A 20847-nucleotide genomic window follows, 5' to 3' on the forward strand; every position below is an offset into this window, starting at 1 on the left:
AGCGGTTAAAGCACCCTTTCCATACCGATACTGGCGGGGCGGTCGGGGTCGCTAGCCAGGTCCAGAACGCGATGGCTGAAGCCGGACCTGGCAGAGCCCTCCATCGGTGCTCCCTGGGCCCCCTGGCACAGTCGCTCCAACAGCGGGCGATCATGGCTGATGGCGATCACCCCCACCTGATTTTGGCGGGCAAACTCCAGCACCACCTGCCAGATCAGGGCCTGGGTGTTGGCGTCTAGCATGGCGGTCATTTCGTCGGCAATCAGGTAGCGGGTCTGGCGGTTGAGCACCCGGGCGATCGCCACCCGCTGCAACTCGCCCCCGCTCAGCTCGTGGGGGTAACGGGTCAGCCAGCCGGGGTGAATGCCCAGGGCATCGAGGTAGTGCAGCTGGGGCGGGTGCCCCTCGCGCAAAATGCGATCGATGCGCCAGCGGGGGTTCACCGCCAGCTCCGGGTTTTGAAACACGAGCTGCACCGGGCAGTAGCCCTGAGCTGGCAACGGTTGCGCGTCCAGGCTGATCTGGCCGCGGGTGGGGGTCAAATACCCGGCCAGCAGCTTGCCCAGGGTGGTTTTGCCGTAGCCCGAAGGCGCCATTAGCCCCACCACCTGGCCTGGGGCCACCGTCAGCGATCGCTCCTGCACCACCCAGGGCAGCTGCGCCCCGTAGCGAAACCACAGCCCGTCACCCTTCAGCATGAATACACCTCACCCAACCTTCTCGCACTCGCCGCAGCTCCGGTCGCCCTGCCTCGCACTCGGCGGTGGCCCAGGGGCAGCGATCGCTAAACAGACACCCCGGCGGCAAACGCTCGGGGCTGGGTTGGTTCCCCGGTACCGGCACAAACTCGTTCTGGGGCAGCGATCGCCACAGCGCCTGGGTGTAGGGGTGGCGCAGGTTGCCGGTGGCAAAGTCCCTGGCCGCCGCAATTTCAGCGGTGGTGCCGGCGTAGAACACCGCCACCCGATCGGCCACCTGGAGCGCCGCCTCAATATCGTGGGTAATCAAAATCACCCCGCGCCCGCCCTGGGCCAGCTCCCGCAGGTGGTTGAGGGTTTCGGTCACCACGTCGGGGTGCAGCCCCGGCGTGGGTTCATCGGCAATCACCAGGTCGGCCTGGGTGACCACGGCTGTAGATACCAGCACCCGCCGCGCCATCCCCCCCGACAGCTGAAAGGGGTAGCGCTGCCGGGTGGTGGCGGGCAACTCGTAGCGGGCAAAGGTGCGATCGACCGCCGCCCGCGCCATCCCTGGCGAGAGCCCACTCAGCCGACCCACCCGCTGCACCTGCTGCCCCACCGTCATCAGCGGGTCGAGGTAGCCCACCGACTGGGGAATCAGCGCGATCGCCCGGCCCCGCAGCGCCCGACACCGCTCCGGGGTCAGGGGCGCACCCTGGAACTGCATCGTCCCCGTCAGGTGGGCATTTTCCGGCAAGATCCCCAGCAGAGCGTGGGCCAAGAGGCTCTTGCCCGACCCGCTCGATCCCACCACTGCCACCAGTTCCCCCGCCTGCACGGTCAAATCCAGGTCACTAATCACCGTCAGCTGCTTGCGGCGCAGCCCCTGGTCGTACTGGGTAAAGGTGATGCCGAGGTTGGCGATGGAGAGCATGGGGGAGTGGGAGGTGGGAAGTGGGAGGGTGGATGAGTGGATGGGTGGGAGAGTGGATGGGTGGGAGAGTGGGGGGGTGGGGGAGTGGGGGAGTGGATGGGTGGGAGAGTGGGGGAGTGGGGAGTGGATGGGTGGGAGAGTGGGGGGGGTGGGGAGTGGATGGGTGGGAGAGTGCTGAAGTATAAACATCTCGCCCACCAACCCGCCAACCCGCCAACCCATCCACCCCTCTACCCCTGACTCGTCTTCGGATCGAGCAGCGATCGCACATTCTCTCCCAGCCAGTCGAAGGCCTTCACCGAGAGCAGCAGCAGCAGCCCCGGCATTACCCCCAGCCACCAGTACCCCGTCGAGAGGTGGCGCATCGACTCGGCCAAGATAATGCCGATCGCGGGCAGGTGGGGCGAGAGGCCAATGCCAATGAACGACAGCGCCGCCTCGTGCAAAATCGCGTGGGGAAACAGCAAGATCAGCCCCACCAGCAGCTGCGGAATTACGTGGGGCACCATGTGGTGGCGGGCAATCCACAGCGAGGATTGACCGAAGCGGCGGGACAGGTGCACATAGTCGGAGCTGGTCACCTGCAACACCTCGGCGCGAATGACCCGGGCCAGGCTGGTCCAGTGAGTCAGGGCCACGGCAATGATCACGCCCTGGGTGCCGCCGCCCACCGCAAAGGCGATCAAAATCAGCAGCACCAGGTGGGGCAGGCTAAAGAACACATCGACAATCCAGGTGATCACGGCATCGACCCAGCCGCCCAGGGTGCCCGCAGCCAGGCCCAGGCCGGTGCCAATCAAAGAGCTGATCGCCGCCGCCAGCAGACCCACCCGCAGGCTCAGCGACATGCCGTGGAGCGATCGGCTGAGCATATCTCGCCCCAGCCAGTCGGTGCCGAAGGGGTGAGCCAAGGAGGGGGGCTGGTTGCGCTGAATCAGCACTGGGTTGAGGCCGCTGTCGCCCATTGCCCAGGGGCTGACAATCACGGCCAGCAGAAACAGGGCGCAGAGGGCAATGCCCCAGAGGGTTTGCTGCCGCCGATTGCCTCGGCCCTGAATCGGGGTGAGAACCGGGGCTGAAGCCGGAGCCGTAGTAGTCATGATTGCCACCCTCCTAGCCGAATGCGGGGATCGACGATGGGATAGGCCAGATCGGCCAGGGTGTTGCCGGTGTAGACAAACAGGGCGCTAAAAAACACAATCCCCACCAGCAGCGGCACATCGCTGCGCAGCGCCGCCTGCACCGTAGCCGCCCCCAGCCCTGGGTAGGCAAACACCTGCTCCACCAGCACCGAGCCGCCAAACAGCTCGCTGAGGGAGGCAAATTGCAGCGTCAGCGCTGGCAGAATAATGTTGCGCAGGCCGTGGTAACGCACCACGCCCCCCAAACTTTCCCCCTGGGCCCGGGCAAACAGCACGTAGTCGCTATTCAAAACATCGATCAGCTTTTGCCGGGTGTGCAGGGCAATGTTGGCGATGCCGATGATGCTGAGGGTGATGGCGGGCAGCAGCAGGTGGTGCAGGTGCTGCCAGAGGGTTATGTCTGCTGCCAGCACGCCGGGGGGCGCGGCACAGCAGATCGGCGTCACCCGCAGCGATACCGAGAAGGTGATCAGCAGCAGCAGCGCTACCCAAAAGGTGGGGGCTGAGGCCAGGGTGTAGGCATAGAGGCGAATGATCCGATCGCACCAGCTGCCCGCCAGCGCCCCGGCTAAAACCCCCAGACCCAGACCCAGCAGGCCTGAGAGCAGCCAGGCGATCGCCAGCATCTGCAGCGACGCCTGAAACCGCGTGGCAATCACAGTAGCCACCGGCTGGTTAAACACCAGGGAGGTGCCCCAGTTGCCCTGCATCAGCTGCCCCAGCCAGTCCCAAAACCGCACAATCATCGGCTGATCGAGCCCCCAGCGCTCGGCAATTAGCTGCCGCTGCTCGGGGCTGATCTGCATCATGTCGGCACCGATGTAGGCCTGCACCGGGTCAATGGGCGAGAGGCTGAGCAGCACAAAGGTAAACACCGCCACCGCCAACAGCAGCAGCCCCAGCCGCAGCAACTTGCGCAGCGCGAAGGTGAGCAGGGGCCTCAGTTGCACGTCCACCTCCACTCCGCAATGTTGGCGGTAATCGGCCAGCCGTGGCCGTGGGGTTCGACCTGGGGTTGACCAATATCCAAACAATCGCTGACAAAGTAGGTGTGGTCGAGGTTGACCAGCCAGGCCCAGGCGGCATCGCCCTGGGCGGTAAAGCCCGTCTCGCCGTCCCACTGGGCCGCCTGCCAGAAGGCGATCGCCTCCGCCTCCGACGGTGCCCCCATCGCCAGATCCAAGACCGTGTCAATGGCCGAGTTGGCGTAGTAGCCAGCGTTGTAGAAATCCCCCTGGGCCGCCTGGCTGTGGTAAAGGTTGTACATTTCCGTCTGGTCGTGGCTGCCCCAGCCAAACACCACCACATTGCTGTGCATCGCCGGGGTGATTTCATCCCAGCTCTTGCCCTCCACATTGGCCTGAATGCCGATGGGTCTGAGCATTTCCGCCACCGACAGGGCCAGGGCCTGCCGGGTGCTGTCGGCAGCGGGGTAGAGCACGGTGAACTCAGCCTTGAGCCCATCTTTCTCCAAAATCCCATCGCCGTTGGTGTCGGCCCAGCCCCCCGCCGCCAAGATTTCCTCAGCGCGTTCCGGGTCGGCATCCTCAATCACGGCCTCGGGCTCTTCCCAGGCCAGCCCGCTGACCGGGCCGAAGGCGGGCGATCCGTAACCCTCCAAAACGCCATCCACCAGCGCCTGCCGATCGATGGCAAAGTTTACCGCCTGGCGAATCGCCAAATCGGCCGTCACGTCATTACCAATTGGGTCGCCGTTGGGGGTGGTGCGGCCCGTGGCCGGTTGGTAGGGAAACATCAGCCCCCGGTTGTCGACGCTGGCGACGTCGTAGAGGGTCATGCCTTCGATGGTCTGCACCGCCAGCGACTGGGGCACGCTCGCCACCTGGGACTGGCCCGAACGCGCGGCGGCAAAGGCCCCGTCTTCTTCCACAAACAAAAACACCAGTCGCCGAATGCCCGGTGCTTCCCCGTAGTAGTTGGGGTTGGCCTCGACAATCAGCTGCTGTCCCTCATCCCACTGCACCAGCTGGTAGGGGCCAGAGCCGATGGGGTTGCGGGCGTAGTCGGTGCCGTGGGCATGCTCGGGCACAATGCCCAGGGTAATCAGCCGATTCACAAAGGTGCTCTGGGGCTGCCTGAGCCGCAGCTCAACGGTGGTGTCGTCGATGGCAACGGCCTCGTCTAGCACGGTGACATCGGTCAGGCCACCGCTCTCGGCGGCCCTATTAAAGGTGTAGGCCACGTCTGCCGCAGTCAGCGGCTCCCCGTCGGAAAAGACCACATCATCGCGAATCGTCACCGTCCAGGTCAGGCCATCCTCGCTGACGCTGTAGTCGGTAGCCAGGTCGTTGACGATATTGAGGTTTTCGTCGCGCCGCAGCAGGGTGCTTTGAAAGAGAGGCGACCCATAACGGCCCCAGCCCAGGGTGGGGTCGTAGCCGTCATCGCTTTCGCCGCCGATGGTCAGCACAATCTGCTCGGCGGAGCCAGTCTGAGCGGGGCTCGCCCCAGAGCCATTGGCCGATTCGGTTTCACCACCACACCCGGTCAGAACCTGCCCCAGTAAGATGACCCCGAGCGATAGGGTAGAAAGCCTCAGTCTTCGTTTCATCATTGCCCACCATTCAGCAAGTAATTCCCAGCCCAGCTCAGCGGTAGAGCGTTGCCCACAGGAAACTACAGACCCTGGAGTGGACTTGGGAGGTAAGCACCTTTTCAGCACTTCAGGGTAGGACAGTACCACTACCGCTTTGACCAGAACAATCCGGGGGTGAGGGATAAATTACCTATCCTGGACACCATGCCGAGGGGGGTGCGGGATAGCAAAAAAGCCCTGGCGGCGGCCAAGGCTTTCGTGAATAGGGAACTTGAGTGGTAGGCCGGGGCCTTGAGTCTTAACGCCCAGGCGGGGTGCCGGTTTAGCCGACGCTGGTGAAAATGGCGGCACCAATGACGCCAGAGACAGCCGTGGCCACCAGCAGGTTGGTGAACAGGCGACCCGCCTCGGCGTTGAAGCCGAGCCTCTTGTCTTCCTGACCAGCGGTGAAAAACAGCGACCAGGCCTGGTTGGCGTTGATGGCTTCGGCCTGGTTGAAGCTGGGACGAAAGACCACGGGGCCAAACAGCTCTTTGCTAGAAAAGTCGAAATCGGTAGTCATGGATTGCTCTCCTTAAGTACTTATCTAATGGGGAATTGAAAAAATGTAGGCACGAGGGGTGAAATGACACCGCCTAGAGGTGGGTCAGCCAGGTGACGATGCCTTGGCCGGTAAGCGCTTCAAAAGCCAGGGCGGAGACAAAGCCGATCATGGCCAGACGATCGTTGAGCTTTTCGGCATAGGTGTTGAAACCAAACCGCTGGGTGTCGTCCACGTAGACCCTGGGTTCTAGGGCATAGACGTTCAGGCGACCGCCTTCTTCAATCGTGTATCCGCGAGATGTCATAGGGCCAACCTCCTTACCCTGCTTTATGTAACTGATTGTAACTCAATATAAATAAATATTGCAAATACTTGACCAAAGTCCTGCAGCTTCCTATCGCTGGGCACAGCGGAACACCCCCGGGAGAGGTGGTTTGCAGAGGCTAGCTGGCGATCGCCAGAGATAGCGTCAAATCTGGTGTAGGTCTAGGGCAGCGTCAAAGCTAAAAATTAGGGCCCCGTAGATTGGGTGAAGCGAGCGTAACCCAACGGCAGTCAGCCTGGTTGGGTTCTGCTAGCGCGCCACCCAACCTACAAACTGGTGTAAGGCTAGGAACCAGGCGGAGTCCTGCATCTGGGTCACGTCGGGGTTGCTCTTAGCCCAGTATTCATTTAGCAAGAGGAAGCCTTCATACGTGGTGACGAGGTGCTTAAAGCCTCGACTTTAAAGCCAACGCTTCTGAGCACGCTCAACCAGTTCGGTCACACTAAAGGGCTGTCATCAATTAGCTGCCAAACACCTAAAAGTTAAGGGTTACAGCCCCTAGCCTGTCTTTTGGGTCGGGCGTGGCAAAGCTTGATATACCGAGCTCTTAGTGGTGCAGAAAACTCATGGCAGTCTCAGCATGAGAACGTAACGACCCTAGAGAACTCAATGCGGCAGTCCAAGGCGTCTCGTTTGCGCTGGGAGGCACCGCTTTTTGCTGGGGGTAGGGCACCGCAAAGCTAAACTTGCGGCGCAGCTTTTCAATTTTGCGGGCATCGGTGCTGTACTCCGTCAGCTCGTCTTCTGCCATGCGAATGAGCTGCTCAGCAATGGTCATAGGGGAGGTGTCCGAGTTGAGGTCAAGGGTGTGTGCGTAGATTGCATTGAGAATCAAGGCGGGTGGCACTGGTCACTGCGCCAATTATCTCACTGTAATGGCTCTTCCACAGGTGATTCCCTAAGGGCTGTGGCTTAGTGGTGCAGAAAACTCATGGCAGTCTCAGCATGAGAACGTAACGACCCTAGAGAACTCAATGCGGCAGTCCAAGGCGTCTCGTTTGCGCTGGGAGGCACAGGCGGGCGGTGGATTGCACTTGGGCAATGCTTGGAGAATAGGCAAAGGCAGTCGCTCGTAGCAGAGCCGAGCCAGTTCCCGCAGACCCAGTTGCAGAAAACTCAAACCTCGGTCGCCATGCCAATCCAACCGAGTCCGTTGGCCCGCCTTAACCAGCATCATGCCCACCACCAGGGCAATCAGGTAGGCACAATCGAGCAGCATAAACAGGCGGGTCAGACTGTCAGCATCGCGCAAACCAGAGGCAAGGATGTCCAAGGCCGCTGACTTGTAGTCCTTAAAGTGATGCTCAATTCCCCCGAAGCGCTGGCCATAGAGTGCAAAGGTTTGCAACGAGGCAGATTGGCTGGATAACACCGCCCAGGTGCCTTGCGCACCGGGTACATTGGCCGTCGCTAGATGAGCCTCAATATCGCCTAACACGTGCACTAGCCCCACCAGATAGGCCTGTTCTGAGGGTGGAAAGAAGTCCTCTACCGCTTGCGTTCGGCCATCGGGAGTAGTGACCAACAGGTCTGACTTCACCCGAATGGCCCAGTCCCACGTCTGCTTGTTCAACCAGCGCATCAACTCACCATGTTTCTCCTGCGGAGACGCTTCGCGAACAAAGCCTCGGTCATTCAGCGGTCAATGGCCTCGGCCCAGGTTTAAGAATAGAGGATTTTGAAGGTTAGTTTGTCGATCAACAGGGACCAAGACGCTGATACACTGTGTTTTGGGTCAGACTGTCAGCATCGCGCAAACCAGAGGCAAGGATGTCCAAGGCCGCTGACTTGTAGTCCTTAAAGTGATGCTCAATTCCCCCGAAGCGCTGGCCATAGAGTGCAAAGGTTTGCAACGAGGCAGATTGGCTGGATAACACCGCCCAGGTGCCTTGCGCACCGGGTACATTGGCCGTCGCTAGATGAGCCTCAATATCGCCTAACACGTGCACTAGCCCCACCAGATAGGCCTGTTCTGAGGGTGGAAAGAAGTCCTCTACCGCTTGCGTTCGGCCATCGGGAGTAGTGACCAACAGGTCTGACTTCACCCGAATGGCCCAGTCCCACGTCTGCTTGTTCAACCAGCGCATCAACTCACCATGTTTCTCCTGCGGAGACGCTTCGCGAACAAAGCCTCGGTCGGCCAGCAATGTCACCTGCACCTCCGGTGGTAGGACGGTTTGAGCGCGCTCTAGCACGGGCTTATACTGCTCAAAGCCCACCATGGCACTGCCGTGCTCCAGCACTACCTGAGCCAGGGTAAAGGAGCGGCCACCCCAGACAAAGCACACCTCAATCAGACAAAAGCGATCCCACAGCATACTGGTGTCCAGGGTCAGTAGAATGGTCGCTCCGGCAAAAGCCGACAGTGCTTGTCGAAGTATCGGCTCGTAGTACCGTTCCGATGTGATCTGCTGATTATGGAGAAAGTAACTCAGCCGTTCCATGTGGGCACGGGCACCACAGTCGCGATGCGATAAGTAGGGGATCCATCGCCCCAGACAGGCCTCGCCGGACTGTAACACCGCCGCCACAATTTCAGCAAACCCTTGCAGATGCCGTTGGTCTTTGGGCTGCACCCATTGACTCAATTGGTCTTGCAGTTGACGATACAAGAGGGGTGTTTCCATGAGGTTGGCTTTGAGTTGGGGAATTCAAGCCTCTCATGAAATGCCCCGCTCCATCCATCCCGTCTCATTTGAGACTCCTTACACAGCAACCCTTTTAGGACTTCTCTGCACCACTAAGGGTTCATCCCCTAATTCAGCAACGCCCAAAACCTTTAGCTCGCTTGAGGGGCCAGGGCGGCCTTTGGATAAGCAATGCGCTTGTGGTTGTACTGTTGCCATACCTGGACAAAGATCTCAGCAATTAAAGTCATGTGGTCGCGGGTCAGCCCCGACTCCACCAGTTGGTTATCTTTCCAGCGGGCGCGCAAAATTCGGTTGACCATAGCTAGGGCTTCCTCGGGGGTGGCATCGGTCAGCGATCGCAGGGCGGCCTCGCAGGAGTCCGCCAGCATAACAATGCCGGTTTCCGGTGACTGAGGAATGGGGCCGTCGTAGCGAAAGTCCTGTTCCTTGACGACGATGGCGGGTTCGTCTTTGGTTACTTCCTGGGCCTGGTGATAGAAGTAGCTGATCAGCATGGTGCCCTGGTGCTCCGGGATGAAAGCCTGCACGGCCCTGGGCAGACGACACTTGCGGGCCATCACAATGCCCTCAGTGACGTGCTTTTTGATGATGGTGGCGCTCAGCCAGGGGTCGTTCAGGGTGTCGTGCTTGTTGGGGCCGCCCATCTGATTTTCGATAAACCCTTGGGGGTCGTGCATTTTGCCAATGTCGTGATAGAGCGTACCGGCCCGCACCAACTCAACATTACAGCCCAGGGCGCGGGCGGCGGCTTCCGCCAGACTGGAGACAAATACAGTGTGCTGAAAGGTGCCCGGTGCCTCTGAGGCCAGCCGCTTTAGCATGGGGCGGTTGGGGTTGGAGAGTTCGGCCAGCCGCACCGGGGTAACCAGGTCAAATAGGTGCTCCAGGTAAGGGCTCAGGCCTAGGGCTGCAATACTGGAGATAACGCCATAGACACCCTGGAGCGCGGCCCCGGTCAGCATGCCTGACCAGGCCGAAATCAGCGAGACCGGGCTGACAACCAGGGTGAGCAGCAGGTAGACGACCCCCTGGGTGAGGCCCACGCCGCCGCCCAGCAGGGCTAGTTCTTCGCGCGATCGCGTGCGGCTGGCCAGTAGGCTGCACACCAGCGCCCCTGAGGCCCCGGCCACAAACGAAATGCCGCTCACCGTGGCCCCGACCGGCAGCAGAATGGCCACCAAAAGCACCAGGCTACCGCCCAGCACAGGACCGTAGAAGCTGCCGGCTAGCAGACCGATGGCGGGTAGCCCGTAGGCGACCACCCCGACCATTTTCATCACTCCAGCTCCGACGACCATGGCCGTTAGCAGCAGGTAGTCCTGCTGACGCAGCCGCTGGGGCACCCAGCGCTCAACCAACAGGAATAGGCCAACGCCCCCTGCCACCAGCCCACCGAACATGGCCAGACCCCAGTAGTTGAAGCGGCGCTGACTGAGGTTAAAGCTGTCTAGCAGCACAAAGCGGCTCTGGGTGATGGTGTCGCCAGCGGCAACGATCAGTTCCCCCTGCTGAACTTCGACAAAGACGGGCTTGACGGCTTCGGCAGCCATATCGGCCTGAAGGCGAGTGCGATCGCTGTCTTCGACCAGGTTGGGACGCAGGGTGGCCAGCAACAGCTGCCGAGAGAACGGCTCTATAGAGCGAGGCAGCGAATCCCTCAACTGCAGATAGACAGCACGATCGAGGGCATCGGGGGGCAACCCGGCAGAAATGCCCTGGGCCAGCATGCGCTCCGCCGCCTTGCGAATTTCGACCTGGGCATTGGCCCAGTCCTGCAGGGGCAGATCTAGAATCTGGGGCGAGTCAAAAACGCCTTCGGCCTGGGATTTGAGCAGGTTGAAGTTGGCCATGGCCTGCTGATAGCCCTGACGGGACTCCTCTACTGAATTCAAGAGGTTAGCCAGCTCGGGCTGGCTCGATCGCTGTCCGTAGGCCCACAGCTCACCCAGGGCAGTCTGCTGATCGGGCGTGATGGTCTGGTTACGCAATAGGGCGTCCAGGGTGATGCGCTCGTTGCGGCCATTGTCGGTGGCCAGAGGGTCGATCAAGCTGCGCAGTTTGAGCCAGGTGGCATCGTCGGATCGCCTCAGGAATAGCTGTACTTGGGTGGAGAGCGTGCCGGTGGAGACAAACGGTACGCTGCCCGCCTGCCGCCTAATGTCGCCCACCTGGGCCATCAGATTGCCCAGCGATCGCATTACTTCTTCGTCGGTGGCAGGTTCTATGCGCAGAACCCGCAGGGCACCGTTGCGGGCATCGCGACGGCGTTCTTCAGTTGTTTCTTTATCTTCAACCCGCGCATTTTCCGGGGCAACAATCGTGTTGGGAGCCACGCTGCCCACCTGGAGGCTGGGCTGATTGTAAAAACGCTGCCCCAAAACGGCGGTCAGGCTCAGGGTGGTCACCACAAAAGCCAGCCGAGGATGGCGAATATTCTTGCGCCGTCGAAGGGGTCGGCAGGGCTGAGGACTTCCTTTACCTGTGATCAACCGACGGGGCTGGGCTGGAGTAGCTGCGATCGCTCGATTTCGAGCGGACACGGGCTTGAGGGCCGATGGCAACGCCTCGGATGGGGGGGCATCCAGCTTAGTAGCCTGCTGTTCGACAGTCCACCAGCGCTCCACCGCAGCCACAAATTCCTGAATTGCCTTCATAGGTTAAGACAGCTAAAGGGGTGGGCAGAGGCCAGGGAACTCCAACGTGGTTGACCGCCAGAATGGTCAGAAATGAGCAGCGTTAAGCTGCTTCCAACCCCCGCCCCGCGCCTGGGGCTGCCAGCCCAACCGGAGCCTCTCAAACGCTATTATAGGCGGCGACTCTGCGCAACGACTGTACCCTCCGCTCTAAACTCTAATCCCCAAAGGGAAGGAAAATGACTCCAGACAATTGCGATCGCCGCCGCCAGCCCATCGGCGGTGCAGGGCCGCTGCGATTGCCCTCACCCCCTCGGCATCCCAGCCCTGCCCCACCGCCCGCTCGGTTTCAGGCCCAGCGGGTTCCAGCAGCCAGCGCTGCCGCAGAGATGCTCCCACCCCAGCCCGGCCCCAGCTTAGCCCCACCAGCAGCCCGGCCAGGGCCACCTCAGTAGCGGCCCAGCGGCGGTGGTGAGCCAGGTGCAGCACCACCGCCAACTCGCCCTGGCTCTGGGCCACCAGCCCCAGAGCCGAGACCAGAGGACCGGTGTTTCCGAGGCAGGCCCCCACCTGGGGTAGAGCGGGGAATTGGCCCACCCTAGCCCCGCCTCCACCGCGCTGCATTGCCTGACAGATCAGGTCAAACAGCGCCTCACAGGCCGCGGCCGTCGCTGGCGATCGCCCCAGGTCGGTGGCCCAGGTCGCCACAGTGCTGCGGTGGTGGCCGTGGGTATCGGCCTGGAGCCAGAGGTAGGGCAGGGCGTTAATCAACACCGCGGCTGTGTCGGGCAGGGCTTGAAAATGATTGCTCCACCCCTGGGGCAAAAGCGGATCGCCCTCGATGCAGGCACGGGCAACCTGGAGCAACCCCGACTGCCAACCTCCGATTTCCCCGGTGCATCGGCCCCGTCGCTGGACCAGCCAGCGATCGCTGATCACGATGGCCTCCAGCCCCGCTTCCAGACAATCTGGCAGGGACCCAGCCCCCAGGCGCGGCCATATATCCCAATCCCCCGTGGTTTCCCGTCCGGTCCCTGTGGTCACCGTTGGCGTGCCCCATCATGAATTTCGTGTCCCATCATAAATTTTCAGGGGGGCGGTAGTTGATTTCTGGGCAGCAATTCTATAATGCTTGCTGTCAAGGGCCTACTGCCTAGCGCTACCCTGGTCTGGAGTTCTGGAGCCAAGTCTATGTTTTGCGCCTTCCCCTGCACGAAATGGATTACCCCAGGCCGGATGATTCCCGGTGCTTGGGGAATGGCAGCGGCGATTGCGGTAATTGGCAGTGTCGGCCTGTCGGCCCAGGCCCAGGGTCCCGCCAACGAGGCAGCCCCGGTCAGCCAACCTGCCGTTCCAACGGTCAGCGGGGGACGGATTGTGCGCCCTACCCTCCAGCTGGGCAGTCAAGGTGAGTCGGTGCGGGAGCTGCAGTCCATGCTGATGCTGCTGGGCTACTACCCAGGCCCGGTGAGTGGCGTGTATCAGGAAGATACCGTCGCCGCCACCCGTCGCTTCCAAACGGCAGCGGGCATTACCGCCGATGGCATTGTCGGCCCCGCCACCTGGAGCCGCCTCTTCCCTACCCCCCCCAGTGAAGCGAACCCGCCCACCACCTCCGCCACCACCAATGGCAGCAGTACGACTCCGGCGGCAGCGACTCCCTCTGCGGCAACTCCCCCTGCGACGACTCCCCCCGCAGCGACCACGCCCCCAGCTAGCGGCAGTACGACGGCGTTGCCTATTTTACGGCCCGGCATGGAGGGGGATGCCGTGCGTCAGCTACAGCAGCGACTGCAGAGCAAAGGGTTCTACAATGGCGCGATCGACGGCATTTTTGGCAGTCAAACCGAAGCCTCGGTACGGCGCGTGCAGTCAGCCAACAATCTCACGGTCGACGGCATTGTAGGTCCTGCCACCTGGCGAGTGCTGAACTGACGGGTGGTGGTCAAACCATTGTTGTTTTTGCCCTGCCGTAAACCTTTATGAGACCAACGCTCCCACTGGAAAAGTGGGAGCGTTGGTTTTGCAGGTCATATGGGCTGATGGAAGTATCTTCAGCCATTCGTTGCCGTTTTGTCAGTCAGTCTGGCTCAGCCAGTCAGCCAGGGGGTTAGATGAATCGGGTACCGAGGCACTGGCGTAGATGGAGTAGGGCATATCGAGCGGCTCTATAGCGGAAATCTGCTGAGCCGCATTGTTCATGTAGAGGAGGTAGTTGCCCATCAAAAAGTAAACCCCCATGAGAGCGGCGGCGGAAGACGCCACTAAAAAGCCCGCCAGCATCAAGGAGAATTCCTGACCTTTGACAGCCTGCTCCATCAACCGGAGTGCCCAGGCCACCAGAGCAATAACAATAGTCAGGATCAGCAGCAGCATGAAATCAGGATTAAGGTGAGGATGTTAACAGCGGATTAATAAAGTTTGGGACGTAACGCCCAGTCAGCCATATGTTACACATCGTAACAGGCATTCATAAAATCGGCATCGTTCCTCAGAATGTTTTCGGTTTTGCTGCGGAAGGGCCGGAGCGGTACCCCATTCATCACCTGTCCTAAAAAGCCATGGCCCTGCCACTGGCCTTTGGAGTCGGGCAAAAGTCTGCTGGAGGAAATAGGTTGTCGGGCAACTTCTCAATGCCCGCCCCAAAAGGCAGGCCAGGGGCTGTAACCCTTAGTTTTTGGTTTTTAAACGTTTAGCAGCTAATTGATGACAGCCCCTAGGCCTGGGGCATGCGTACCAGCAGCTGGCGATCGCGCAAATGTTCCTTCACCTGCTGGACTGTCAGCTGGCCGTAGTGCAGTAGCGAGGCCAGCAGGGCCGCCTCCGCTTTGCCCTCGGTCAGAGCCTGATGAATGTGGTCGCAGGTGCCCGCCCCGCCGGAGGCAATCACCGGCACCGGCACCCGTTCAGCGATGGCACGAGTGAGATCCAGGTCGTACCCCGCCTGGGTGCCGTCGGCATCCATACTGGTCACCAGCAGTTCGCCCGCCCCCTGGTGGACAACGGTTTCGGCCCAGGTCAGGGCATCCAGGCCAGTGTTTTCGCGTCCGCCCCGGACATAGACATCCCAGCCGGGACGCGTGGGATCTTCGCGGCGGCGGGCATCGATAGCGACCACAATGCACTGGGCTCCAAAGCGATCGCTGGCCTCGCGAATCAGCTCGGGTCGCTTTACCGCCGCCGAGTTGATGCTGACCTTGTCGGCTCCGGCCCGTAACAATTTTTTAATCGTCTCTAAGGATCCTACCCCGCCGCCCACTGTCAGCGGAATGAACACCTGCTCGGCGGTGCGATAGACGACATCGTAAATAATGTCGCGGTCCTCATGGGTGGCGGTGATGTCGAGAAACACTAGCTCATCAGCTCCAGCCTGGTTGTAGGCCTGGGCCAACTCCACCGGATCGCCAGCGTCTTTTAGATCGACAAAGTTGACCCCCTTGACCACCCGCCCAGCTTTGACATCCAGGCAGGGCACAATTCGCTTTGCCAGCATTGACCTTCTCCTTAGCTTTGTGTATCCACCGATCGGACCTCCACCCCTCCTGGCCTCGCCGTCATCGACCAGGCTGGCGATGGAGCTGCACTGGGTTCCTCGTTCGGTAGCGGTTCTGTGCCCCTGCTACTCCCGTCGGCCCCAGCGGCAACCTCCCTCAAACCACTCGTCTCGGCGGAGATCATTCATTACCCATGCACTGATGTCATTCAGCGGTCAATGGCCTCGGCCCAGGTTTAAGAATAGAGGATTTTGAAGGTTAGTTTGTCGATCAACAGGGACCAAGACGCTGATACACTGTGTTTTGGTTTAATTGTTGGACATGCAGTTGGAGCCCTTAGTAGACATGGGTTTAGAGATTGGCCAGAAGGTGAAGGTATCCCGTCTCCGCGATCGGGTTTCGAAGGATGTGGCGGGTTACCTAGGCAAGCAAGGGGTTATCAGCCAGTTCAAAATGGTAGATGGCAGCGGCGTGGGTGTCGTGGTGGAGTTTGACAACCGCTACACCACCTGGTTCTTTGAGGACGAGTTATCGCCTGTTCAATAAACGGGAACCGGGGGAACGCGAAGCCAGCGCTAGATTTCTTTGGGGCGGCTGGCTTCGCGTTCCCCTTTGTCCCTGGGGGGATGGTCAACGGTTTTTGGATTATTAGAATCTAATGGAGTCCTGCCTGCGGATACCCCTGAAGCAGGACTCTGCGCGTGTCGCACCGGCACCAAATGCCTTGATCAGAATCACTCAACGTGTCTGAAGTTGCTATCTACGGGAGCTTTCCCCTGTTGCTCAGGCTAAAGACAGGGCCACTTTTTGGCGGCATTTTGCTGGTCAATGCCCTGGAGAAATCCGTCGAGTCGATACGATAGATACAACTGAACTGAACACGTAGGCCCACAGACTATATTATGGCACTCATTCTCACCTACCTAGGCAAGGGCGGTAGCGGCAGCACGACCGTTGCGATCGCAGCGGCCAAACAGCGGGCGCGAGCCGGGCAGCGCGTGCTGCTGATCATTCATGACGTAACCCCGGCTCCGGCGCTGCTGCTGGGCCAAGGCCTTGGGGCGGAGCCAGCGGAGCTGGAGACCAACCTGTGGGCCATGCAGTTTCAGGCGGCAACGCAGCTCGAGAACAGCTGGGACGAAGTGAAAACCCTGGAAGCCCAGTACCTGCGCACCCCGTTTCTGAAGGCGGTCTACGGCCAGGAACTGGGCGTGATGCCCGGTATGGACAGCGCCCTCGCCCTGAACGCCCTGCGGCAGTACGACGCCAGCGATCGCTACGACGTGATCATCTACGACGGCCGCGACGCCACCGCTACCCTGCGGATGCTGGGTATGCCCGAAATCCTGGACTGGTACCTGCGACGCTTTCGGGGCGTATTTCAGCAGTCGGACGTGGGACGGGTGCTGTCGCCCTTTCTCCAGCCGATGGCGGCGGCGGTGCTGGCGGTGGACTGGTCGGGGGATGTGCTTGACCAGCCCACCGGTCAGGTGCGATCGCAGCTCGAAGCGGGCCGCCAGGCGGTCACCGACCCCAGCCGGGTCGCCGCCTTTTTGGTCACCACACCGGACCCAGGGGCGATCGCGACCGCCCGCTACCTGTGGGGCAGCGCTCAGCAAATTGGCCTGACGGTGGGCGGCGTGCTGGTCAATGGCGGCAGCCTGGAGGGCGATAGGGCGACGGCCTTTGCGCCCCTGCCCCAGGTGGCTCTGCCTTCGGTGGTCGAGCAGGGGTGGGAGGGGGCGATCGCGGCCCTGCCAGACCCGGCCCAGTGGGCGGCGGCAGCCCCCCGACCGGTCAGTGTCGATGTGGCAGCCAAAACCGTGCGGCTGTTTCTGCCCAGCTTCGACAAATCCCAGGTCAAGCTCACCCAGTACGGACCGGAAGTCACCATTGAAGCCGGAGATCAGCGCCGCAACCTGCTGCTGCCAGCGGCGCTCCAGGGCAAGGCCGTGGCCGGGGCCAAGTTTCAAGAGCAGCACCTGGTGATTTCCTTTAGTTAGGGAACCTGTAGTTTGGGAACCTGGGTAGGCCCTGGACTGTCTGTCTAGCCTCAGCCCAGTGCGGTGCGAGCCAGCATCGTACGGCCACCATGTCATCGGTTGCCAGCAAAACGGTTCTCACCCTGGTCCAGGGTTTGATCCTGAGTCAAAAAATATGGCACCGTGGGAGAGATTGCGATTCCCCTTGGGGAAGCTACGCCATCGCCCTCAGTTGTTATCAACCTGTAGCAGTTTTTCACCACCATGGCTGACCCATCGTCTTCTACCCCGGTCAACGACGCCTTAGACCCCACCCCTGGAGCGGAGACGGCCCCAGAGATCACGCCAGAAACCGCTTCAGCAGCCCAGGGCAATGCGGCGCGCCAGCTGCTGGGCATGAAGGGGGCTAAGGCGGGCGAAACCTCGATCTGGAAGATTCGCCTCCAGCTGATGAAACCGATCACCTGGATCCCCTTAATTTGGGGGGTGGTGTGTGGCGCGGCCTCCTCCGGCAACTACCGCTGGAGCCTGGAACACGTGCTGATAGCCGCTGCCTGCATGCTGCTCTCGGGACCACTGCTGACGGGCTACACCCAAACGCTCAACGACTTCTACGATCGCGACATCGACGCTATCAACGAGCCCTACCGCCCGATTCCCTCAGGAGCGATCTCCATTCCTCAGGTGGTGACCCAAATTCTGCTGCTGCTGGGGGGCGGGGTGGCGGTTGCCTACGCCCTCGATCGCTGGGCCGGGCACAGCTTTCCCACCATTACTGCTCTGGCCCTGGGCGGGTCACTGGTGTCCTACATCTACTCGGCGCCACCGCTCAAGCTCAAGCAAAACGGCTGGCTGGGCAACTACGCCCTGGGGGCCAGCTACATTGCGCTACCCTGGTGGGCTGGCCATGCCCTGTTTGGCGACCTGAGCTGGCAGATTGTCCTACTTACCCTGTTCTACAGCCTGGCGGGCCTGGGCATTGCCGTCGTCAACGACTTTAAGAGCGTCGAGGGCGATCGCCAGATGGGCCTCAAGTCGCTGCCGGTCATGTTTGGCGTCACCACAGCCGCCTGGATCTGCGTACTGGCGATCGACATCTTTCAGGGGGGTGTCGCGGCCTACCTGATGGCTATTCACCAAAATCTCTACGCCGTGCTGCTGATCCTGCTGATCATTCCGCAGATCACCTTTCAGGACATGTACTTTTTGCGCGACCCCCTGGGCAACGACGTCAAGTACCAGGCCAGCGCCCAGCCTTTTTTGGTGCTGGGTATGCTGGTGACGGGGCTGGCTTTGGGGCATGCGGGAGTCTAAGGGGATCCACAAAATCAGGGCTATCCCCTTGAAGAAATGGACGAAACCCCATACAGTTCACAGAGGACGTGAGGGCAACGGTGCTATGGCTCGATCTTGGTTAACCTGGCTGTCGTTTCCTGCAAGCAAGTCATCCCGGTCTGCTCGGCGCCCGTCGGGGAGGCGCAAAACCGGCGGAGGCAGCACAACAGATTTTTCTAAAACGACAGCTTCGCGGCGATCGCTTGAATCTGAGGCGATCGCGGCAGACCAGCCAGCCCCGCCGTCGCCCCGTCGCTACCGACCGCTCTTTTTACGGCCTGTATTTTGGCTGGTGCTGCTGGCCGGAGCCGGTATTGCTGGGGGCGGCACCCGTGCCTATCGCATCATCGAGACGACCAACGCCAATTTGCCTGACTCCGCCACTGCGCTGACCTACCAGCGTGACGGCACCGTCACCATGATTTCAGCGGATGGTGTCATTCTCCAAAAGCTTGGCCCCGCCACCCGAGAGACCATTACCTACGGCGACATTCCCGACCATCTTGTAGACGCGTTCATCGCGTCTGAAGATCAGCGCTTCTACGAGCACAGCGGGATTGACTATCGGGGCATTGCTCGGGCTGCCATAACCAACCTGCAGCGTCGGGGCACAGTTGAGGGGGCCAGCACCATTACCCAGCAGCTCGCCCGCATCGTCTTTTTGGATCAGGAGCGCAGCTACCAGCGCAAGATCAAAGAGGCCCTGATGGCCCTGCGGCTGGAAAACAATCTGGCCAAGCAGCAGATCATGGAGCGCTACCTCAACCTGGTGTACCTGGGTTCTGGGGCCTACGGGGTAGCCGATGCCGCCTGGATCTACTTTGGCAAAACCATCGACCAGCTCACCGTGGCCGAGTCGGCCATGATTGCCGGTATGGCCCCTGCCCCCAGCCTGTTCTCTCCGGCGGTGAACGCAGAAGCCGCCCGCAACCAGCGAAATCGGGTAATTCGCCGCATGCTAGCGACTCAGGCTATCTCCCCGGCCGAGGCCGAAGAGGCGCTTGCGGCCAGCGTAGAGGTGACGCCCAACCAGCCCAAGTTTCTCTACAGCGAGTTTCCCTACTTCACCATTTACATTCAAAAACAGCTTGAGACGCTCCTCACCTCCGAGCAGCTAGAGGCGGGGGGGTTGACGGTTGAAACCACCCTCAATGTCGTCTGGCAGCGCCGGGCCGAAGAAACCGTGGCGGAGGCGGCTGAGCGCTACAACAATTGGCAGCGGGTGGGGCAGATTGCCCTGACCGCCGTAGACCCCCGCAATGGGGAAATCAAAGCCATGGTAGGGGGAACTGATTTTAACCGTGATAACCAGTTCAACCGGGTGACTCAGGCCCAGAGACAGCCCGGCTCAACATTTAAAACCTTTGTCTACGCGGCGGCGATCGCCGGAGGCATGTCGCCCTACAAAGACTATGTCGACGCCCGCTACGTGGTCGATGGCTACGAGCCCAAGAACTACGGCGAAACCTACAGCGGCAGCATGGATCTGCTGCGAGCTCTGCGCAACTCCGTGAACATCGTGGCGGTTAAGCTGCTGGTCGATGTCGGCTTTGACCCCGTCGTCCAGCTGGCGGAACGCATGGGCATTCGGTCGCCGCTGTTGCCGGCCTACTCCCTGGCCCTGGGCACCTCAGAGGTTAACCTGCTAGAGCTCACCAGCGCCTACGGCACCCTGGCCAACAAAGGGATATACCGCCCCACCCACGGCATTCGGCGAGTGCTAGACAGCAATGGCGAGGTAATCTATGAGCGCCCCAACGAGTCGGTGCAGGCGATTGATGCCGACTCAGCGGCGATTGTGACCTGGATGCTGCGCGGGGTTGTGGAAGGCGGCACGGGCAGCAATGCCTACCTGGGTCGGCCCGTGGCGGGCAAAACGGGTACCTCCGAGGAGTATCGCGATCTCTGGTTTGTCGGCTATATTCCGCAGCTGGCCACTGGGGTTTGGATGGGCAACGATGACAATACACCCACCCGAGGGGCCAGCAGCATGGCGGCCGCGGTGTGGCGCAATTTTATGGCCAAGCTCACCGACGATATTCCCTCCGAAGATTTTCCCAGTTTGCCGCGCCTGGGCGGTCGTGAGGGAACCATCACCCTCAGTCCGGTCAAGCCCGGTCGAGTGATCGCTGACTCGGCTCCGTCCCAACCCTCGCAGTCGGCTTCCGGCTCCGGCGGAGAAAGTCGGCAGACTGCTCGCTCTGAGAGCAGCAGTGAGTCTAGCCGTAGTCAGGACTCTGCCGGGGCTAGCGGCAGCGGCAGTAGTGGCAGCGGCAGTAGTGGCAGCGGCAGTGGCAGTAGCGGTAGCGGCAGTAGCGGCAGCGGTAGCAGCGGTGCAAGGGATAGCGCCGCCCCATCGGAGCCAGCTCCGGCCCCAGCCAACGAGCCAGCCCCTGCTCCAGCCCCGGCCCCACGGCCTGCGAATCCGGCACCTGTGGCTCCTGCTCCGGCCCCGCCTCCGGCGGCCCCCGCCCCCGCGCCGCCACCGATTGTGTCCCCGCCCCCGCCGCTAGAAGCGCCGCCCCCCGCCGCTGGTGGAGAGTGATATTGAGAATAGGGACGCAAGCTTG

At 61.1% G+C, this 20847-nt stretch carries 20 protein-coding genes; 5 read left to right on the top strand and 15 right to left on the bottom strand.

Annotation, left to right across the window (positions count from 1 at the left end):
• Positions 1-5 precede the first annotated feature (5 nt).
• The 12 genes from NF78_RS10400 to NF78_RS10460 form a co-directional block, all read right to left on the bottom strand.
• Positions 6-698 carry an ABC transporter ATP-binding protein gene (locus tag NF78_RS10400; protein ID WP_081972576.1) on the bottom strand — a complete coding sequence of 231 codons (693 nt, stop codon included), beginning with the start codon at positions 696-698 and terminating at the stop codon, positions 6-8.
• Positions 685-1614 carry an ABC transporter ATP-binding protein gene (locus NF78_RS10405; RefSeq protein ID WP_035986099.1) on the bottom strand — a complete coding sequence of 310 codons (930 nt, stop codon included), beginning with the start codon at positions 1612-1614 and terminating at the stop codon, positions 685-687. The genes NF78_RS10400 and NF78_RS10405 overlap by 14 nt, the downstream gene beginning before the upstream one ends.
• Positions 1615-1844: 230 nt before the next feature.
• Positions 1845-2714, bottom strand: a complete 870-nt coding sequence (locus NF78_RS10415; RefSeq protein WP_035986103.1) for an ABC transporter permease — start codon at positions 2712-2714, stop codon at positions 1845-1847.
• A complete protein-coding gene (locus NF78_RS10420) occupies positions 2711-3706 on the bottom strand; it encodes an ABC transporter permease (protein ID WP_263970578.1) in 996 nt (331 codons plus the stop codon). The genes NF78_RS10415 and NF78_RS10420 overlap by 4 nt, the downstream gene beginning before the upstream one ends.
• On the bottom strand, positions 3697-5328 hold the full coding sequence (locus NF78_RS10425) for an ABC transporter substrate-binding protein (RefSeq protein ID WP_035986105.1): 1632 nt from the start codon (positions 5326-5328) through the stop codon (positions 3697-3699). The genes NF78_RS10420 and NF78_RS10425 overlap by 10 nt, the downstream gene beginning before the upstream one ends.
• Before the next feature lie 307 nt (positions 5329-5635).
• Positions 5636-5875, bottom strand: coding sequence for a hypothetical protein (locus NF78_RS10430; protein ID WP_035986107.1), 240 nt, complete (start codon positions 5873-5875; stop codon positions 5636-5638).
• Between the two features lie 73 nt (positions 5876-5948).
• Positions 5949-6161, bottom strand: a complete 213-nt coding sequence (locus tag NF78_RS10435; RefSeq protein ID WP_035986109.1) for a high light inducible protein — start codon at positions 6159-6161, stop codon at positions 5949-5951.
• A 568-nt stretch (positions 6162-6729) separates the two neighbouring features.
• On the bottom strand, positions 6730-6960 hold the full coding sequence (locus NF78_RS10440; RefSeq protein WP_035986110.1) for a hypothetical protein: 231 nt from the start codon (positions 6958-6960) through the stop codon (positions 6730-6732).
• Positions 6961-7122: 162 nt separating this feature from the next.
• Entirely contained in the window at positions 7123-7755 is a 633-nt protein-coding gene (locus tag NF78_RS10445; RefSeq protein ID WP_225885275.1) for a hypothetical protein, read from the bottom strand.
• Positions 7756-7879: 124 nt separating this feature from the next.
• Positions 7880-8809 carry a transposase gene (locus tag NF78_RS10450; RefSeq protein WP_072016043.1) on the bottom strand — a complete coding sequence of 310 codons (930 nt, stop codon included), beginning with the start codon at positions 8807-8809 and terminating at the stop codon, positions 7880-7882.
• A gap of 152 nt (positions 8810-8961) precedes the next feature.
• The gene (locus NF78_RS10455; RefSeq protein WP_035986112.1) at positions 8962-11487 is read right to left on the bottom strand and encodes an HD family phosphohydrolase; all 2526 of its coding nucleotides are present in this window, start codon (positions 11485-11487) and stop codon (positions 8962-8964) included.
• 189 nt (positions 11488-11676) lie between these two features.
• Positions 11677-12510 carry a hypothetical protein gene (locus NF78_RS10460; RefSeq protein ID WP_156119723.1) on the bottom strand — a complete coding sequence of 278 codons (834 nt, stop codon included), beginning with the start codon at positions 12508-12510 and terminating at the stop codon, positions 11677-11679.
• 147 nt (positions 12511-12657) lie between these two features.
• Here NF78_RS10460 and NF78_RS10465 point away from each other — a divergent pair, with 147 nt between their 5' ends.
• The gene (locus tag NF78_RS10465) at positions 12658-13401 is read left to right on the top strand and encodes a peptidoglycan-binding domain-containing protein (RefSeq protein ID WP_197064812.1); all 744 of its coding nucleotides are present in this window, start codon (positions 12658-12660) and stop codon (positions 13399-13401) included.
• 141 nt (positions 13402-13542) lie between these two features.
• Here the strand turns inward: NF78_RS10465 and NF78_RS10470 are convergent, their stop codons facing one another.
• From NF78_RS10470 to hisF, 3 genes are all read right to left on the bottom strand, one after another.
• A complete protein-coding gene (locus NF78_RS10470; protein ID WP_035986116.1) occupies positions 13543-13842 on the bottom strand; it encodes a hypothetical protein in 300 nt (99 codons plus the stop codon).
• A gap of 74 nt (positions 13843-13916) precedes the next feature.
• Positions 13917-14060, bottom strand: coding sequence for a hypothetical protein (locus tag NF78_RS31080; RefSeq protein WP_156119724.1), 144 nt, complete (start codon positions 14058-14060; stop codon positions 13917-13919).
• A gap of 122 nt (positions 14061-14182) precedes the next feature.
• Positions 14183-14959, bottom strand: a complete 777-nt coding sequence (gene hisF, locus NF78_RS10475; protein ID WP_035986118.1) for an imidazole glycerol phosphate synthase subunit HisF — start codon at positions 14957-14959, stop codon at positions 14183-14185.
• Between the two features lie 328 nt (positions 14960-15287).
• Between hisF and NF78_RS10480 the strand changes: the two genes are divergently transcribed.
• The 4 genes from NF78_RS10480 to NF78_RS10495 all read left to right on the top strand — a co-directional run bounded on the left by NF78_RS10480 (position 15288) and on the right by NF78_RS10495 (position 20822).
• A complete protein-coding gene (locus NF78_RS10480; protein ID WP_318655461.1) occupies positions 15288-15506 on the top strand; it encodes a DUF2862 domain-containing protein in 219 nt (72 codons plus the stop codon).
• A 356-nt stretch (positions 15507-15862) separates the two neighbouring features.
• Positions 15863-16963: an ArsA family ATPase gene (locus tag NF78_RS10485; RefSeq protein WP_035986120.1), complete on the top strand. Its 1101-nt coding sequence runs from the start codon at positions 15863-15865 to the stop codon at positions 16961-16963.
• 243 nt (positions 16964-17206) lie between these two features.
• On the top strand, positions 17207-18256 hold the full coding sequence (gene chlG, locus NF78_RS10490; RefSeq protein WP_035986122.1) for a chlorophyll synthase ChlG: 1050 nt from the start codon (positions 17207-17209) through the stop codon (positions 18254-18256).
• An 85-nt stretch (positions 18257-18341) separates the two neighbouring features.
• On the top strand, positions 18342-20822 hold the full coding sequence (locus NF78_RS10495; protein WP_225885276.1) for a transglycosylase domain-containing protein: 2481 nt from the start codon (positions 18342-18344) through the stop codon (positions 20820-20822).
• Positions 20823-20847 lie beyond the last annotated feature (25 nt).

It is taken from the genome of Leptolyngbya sp. KIOST-1, from assembly GCF_000763385.1.
Lineage (GTDB): Bacteria > Cyanobacteriota > Cyanobacteriia > Phormidesmidales > Phormidesmidaceae > Nodosilinea.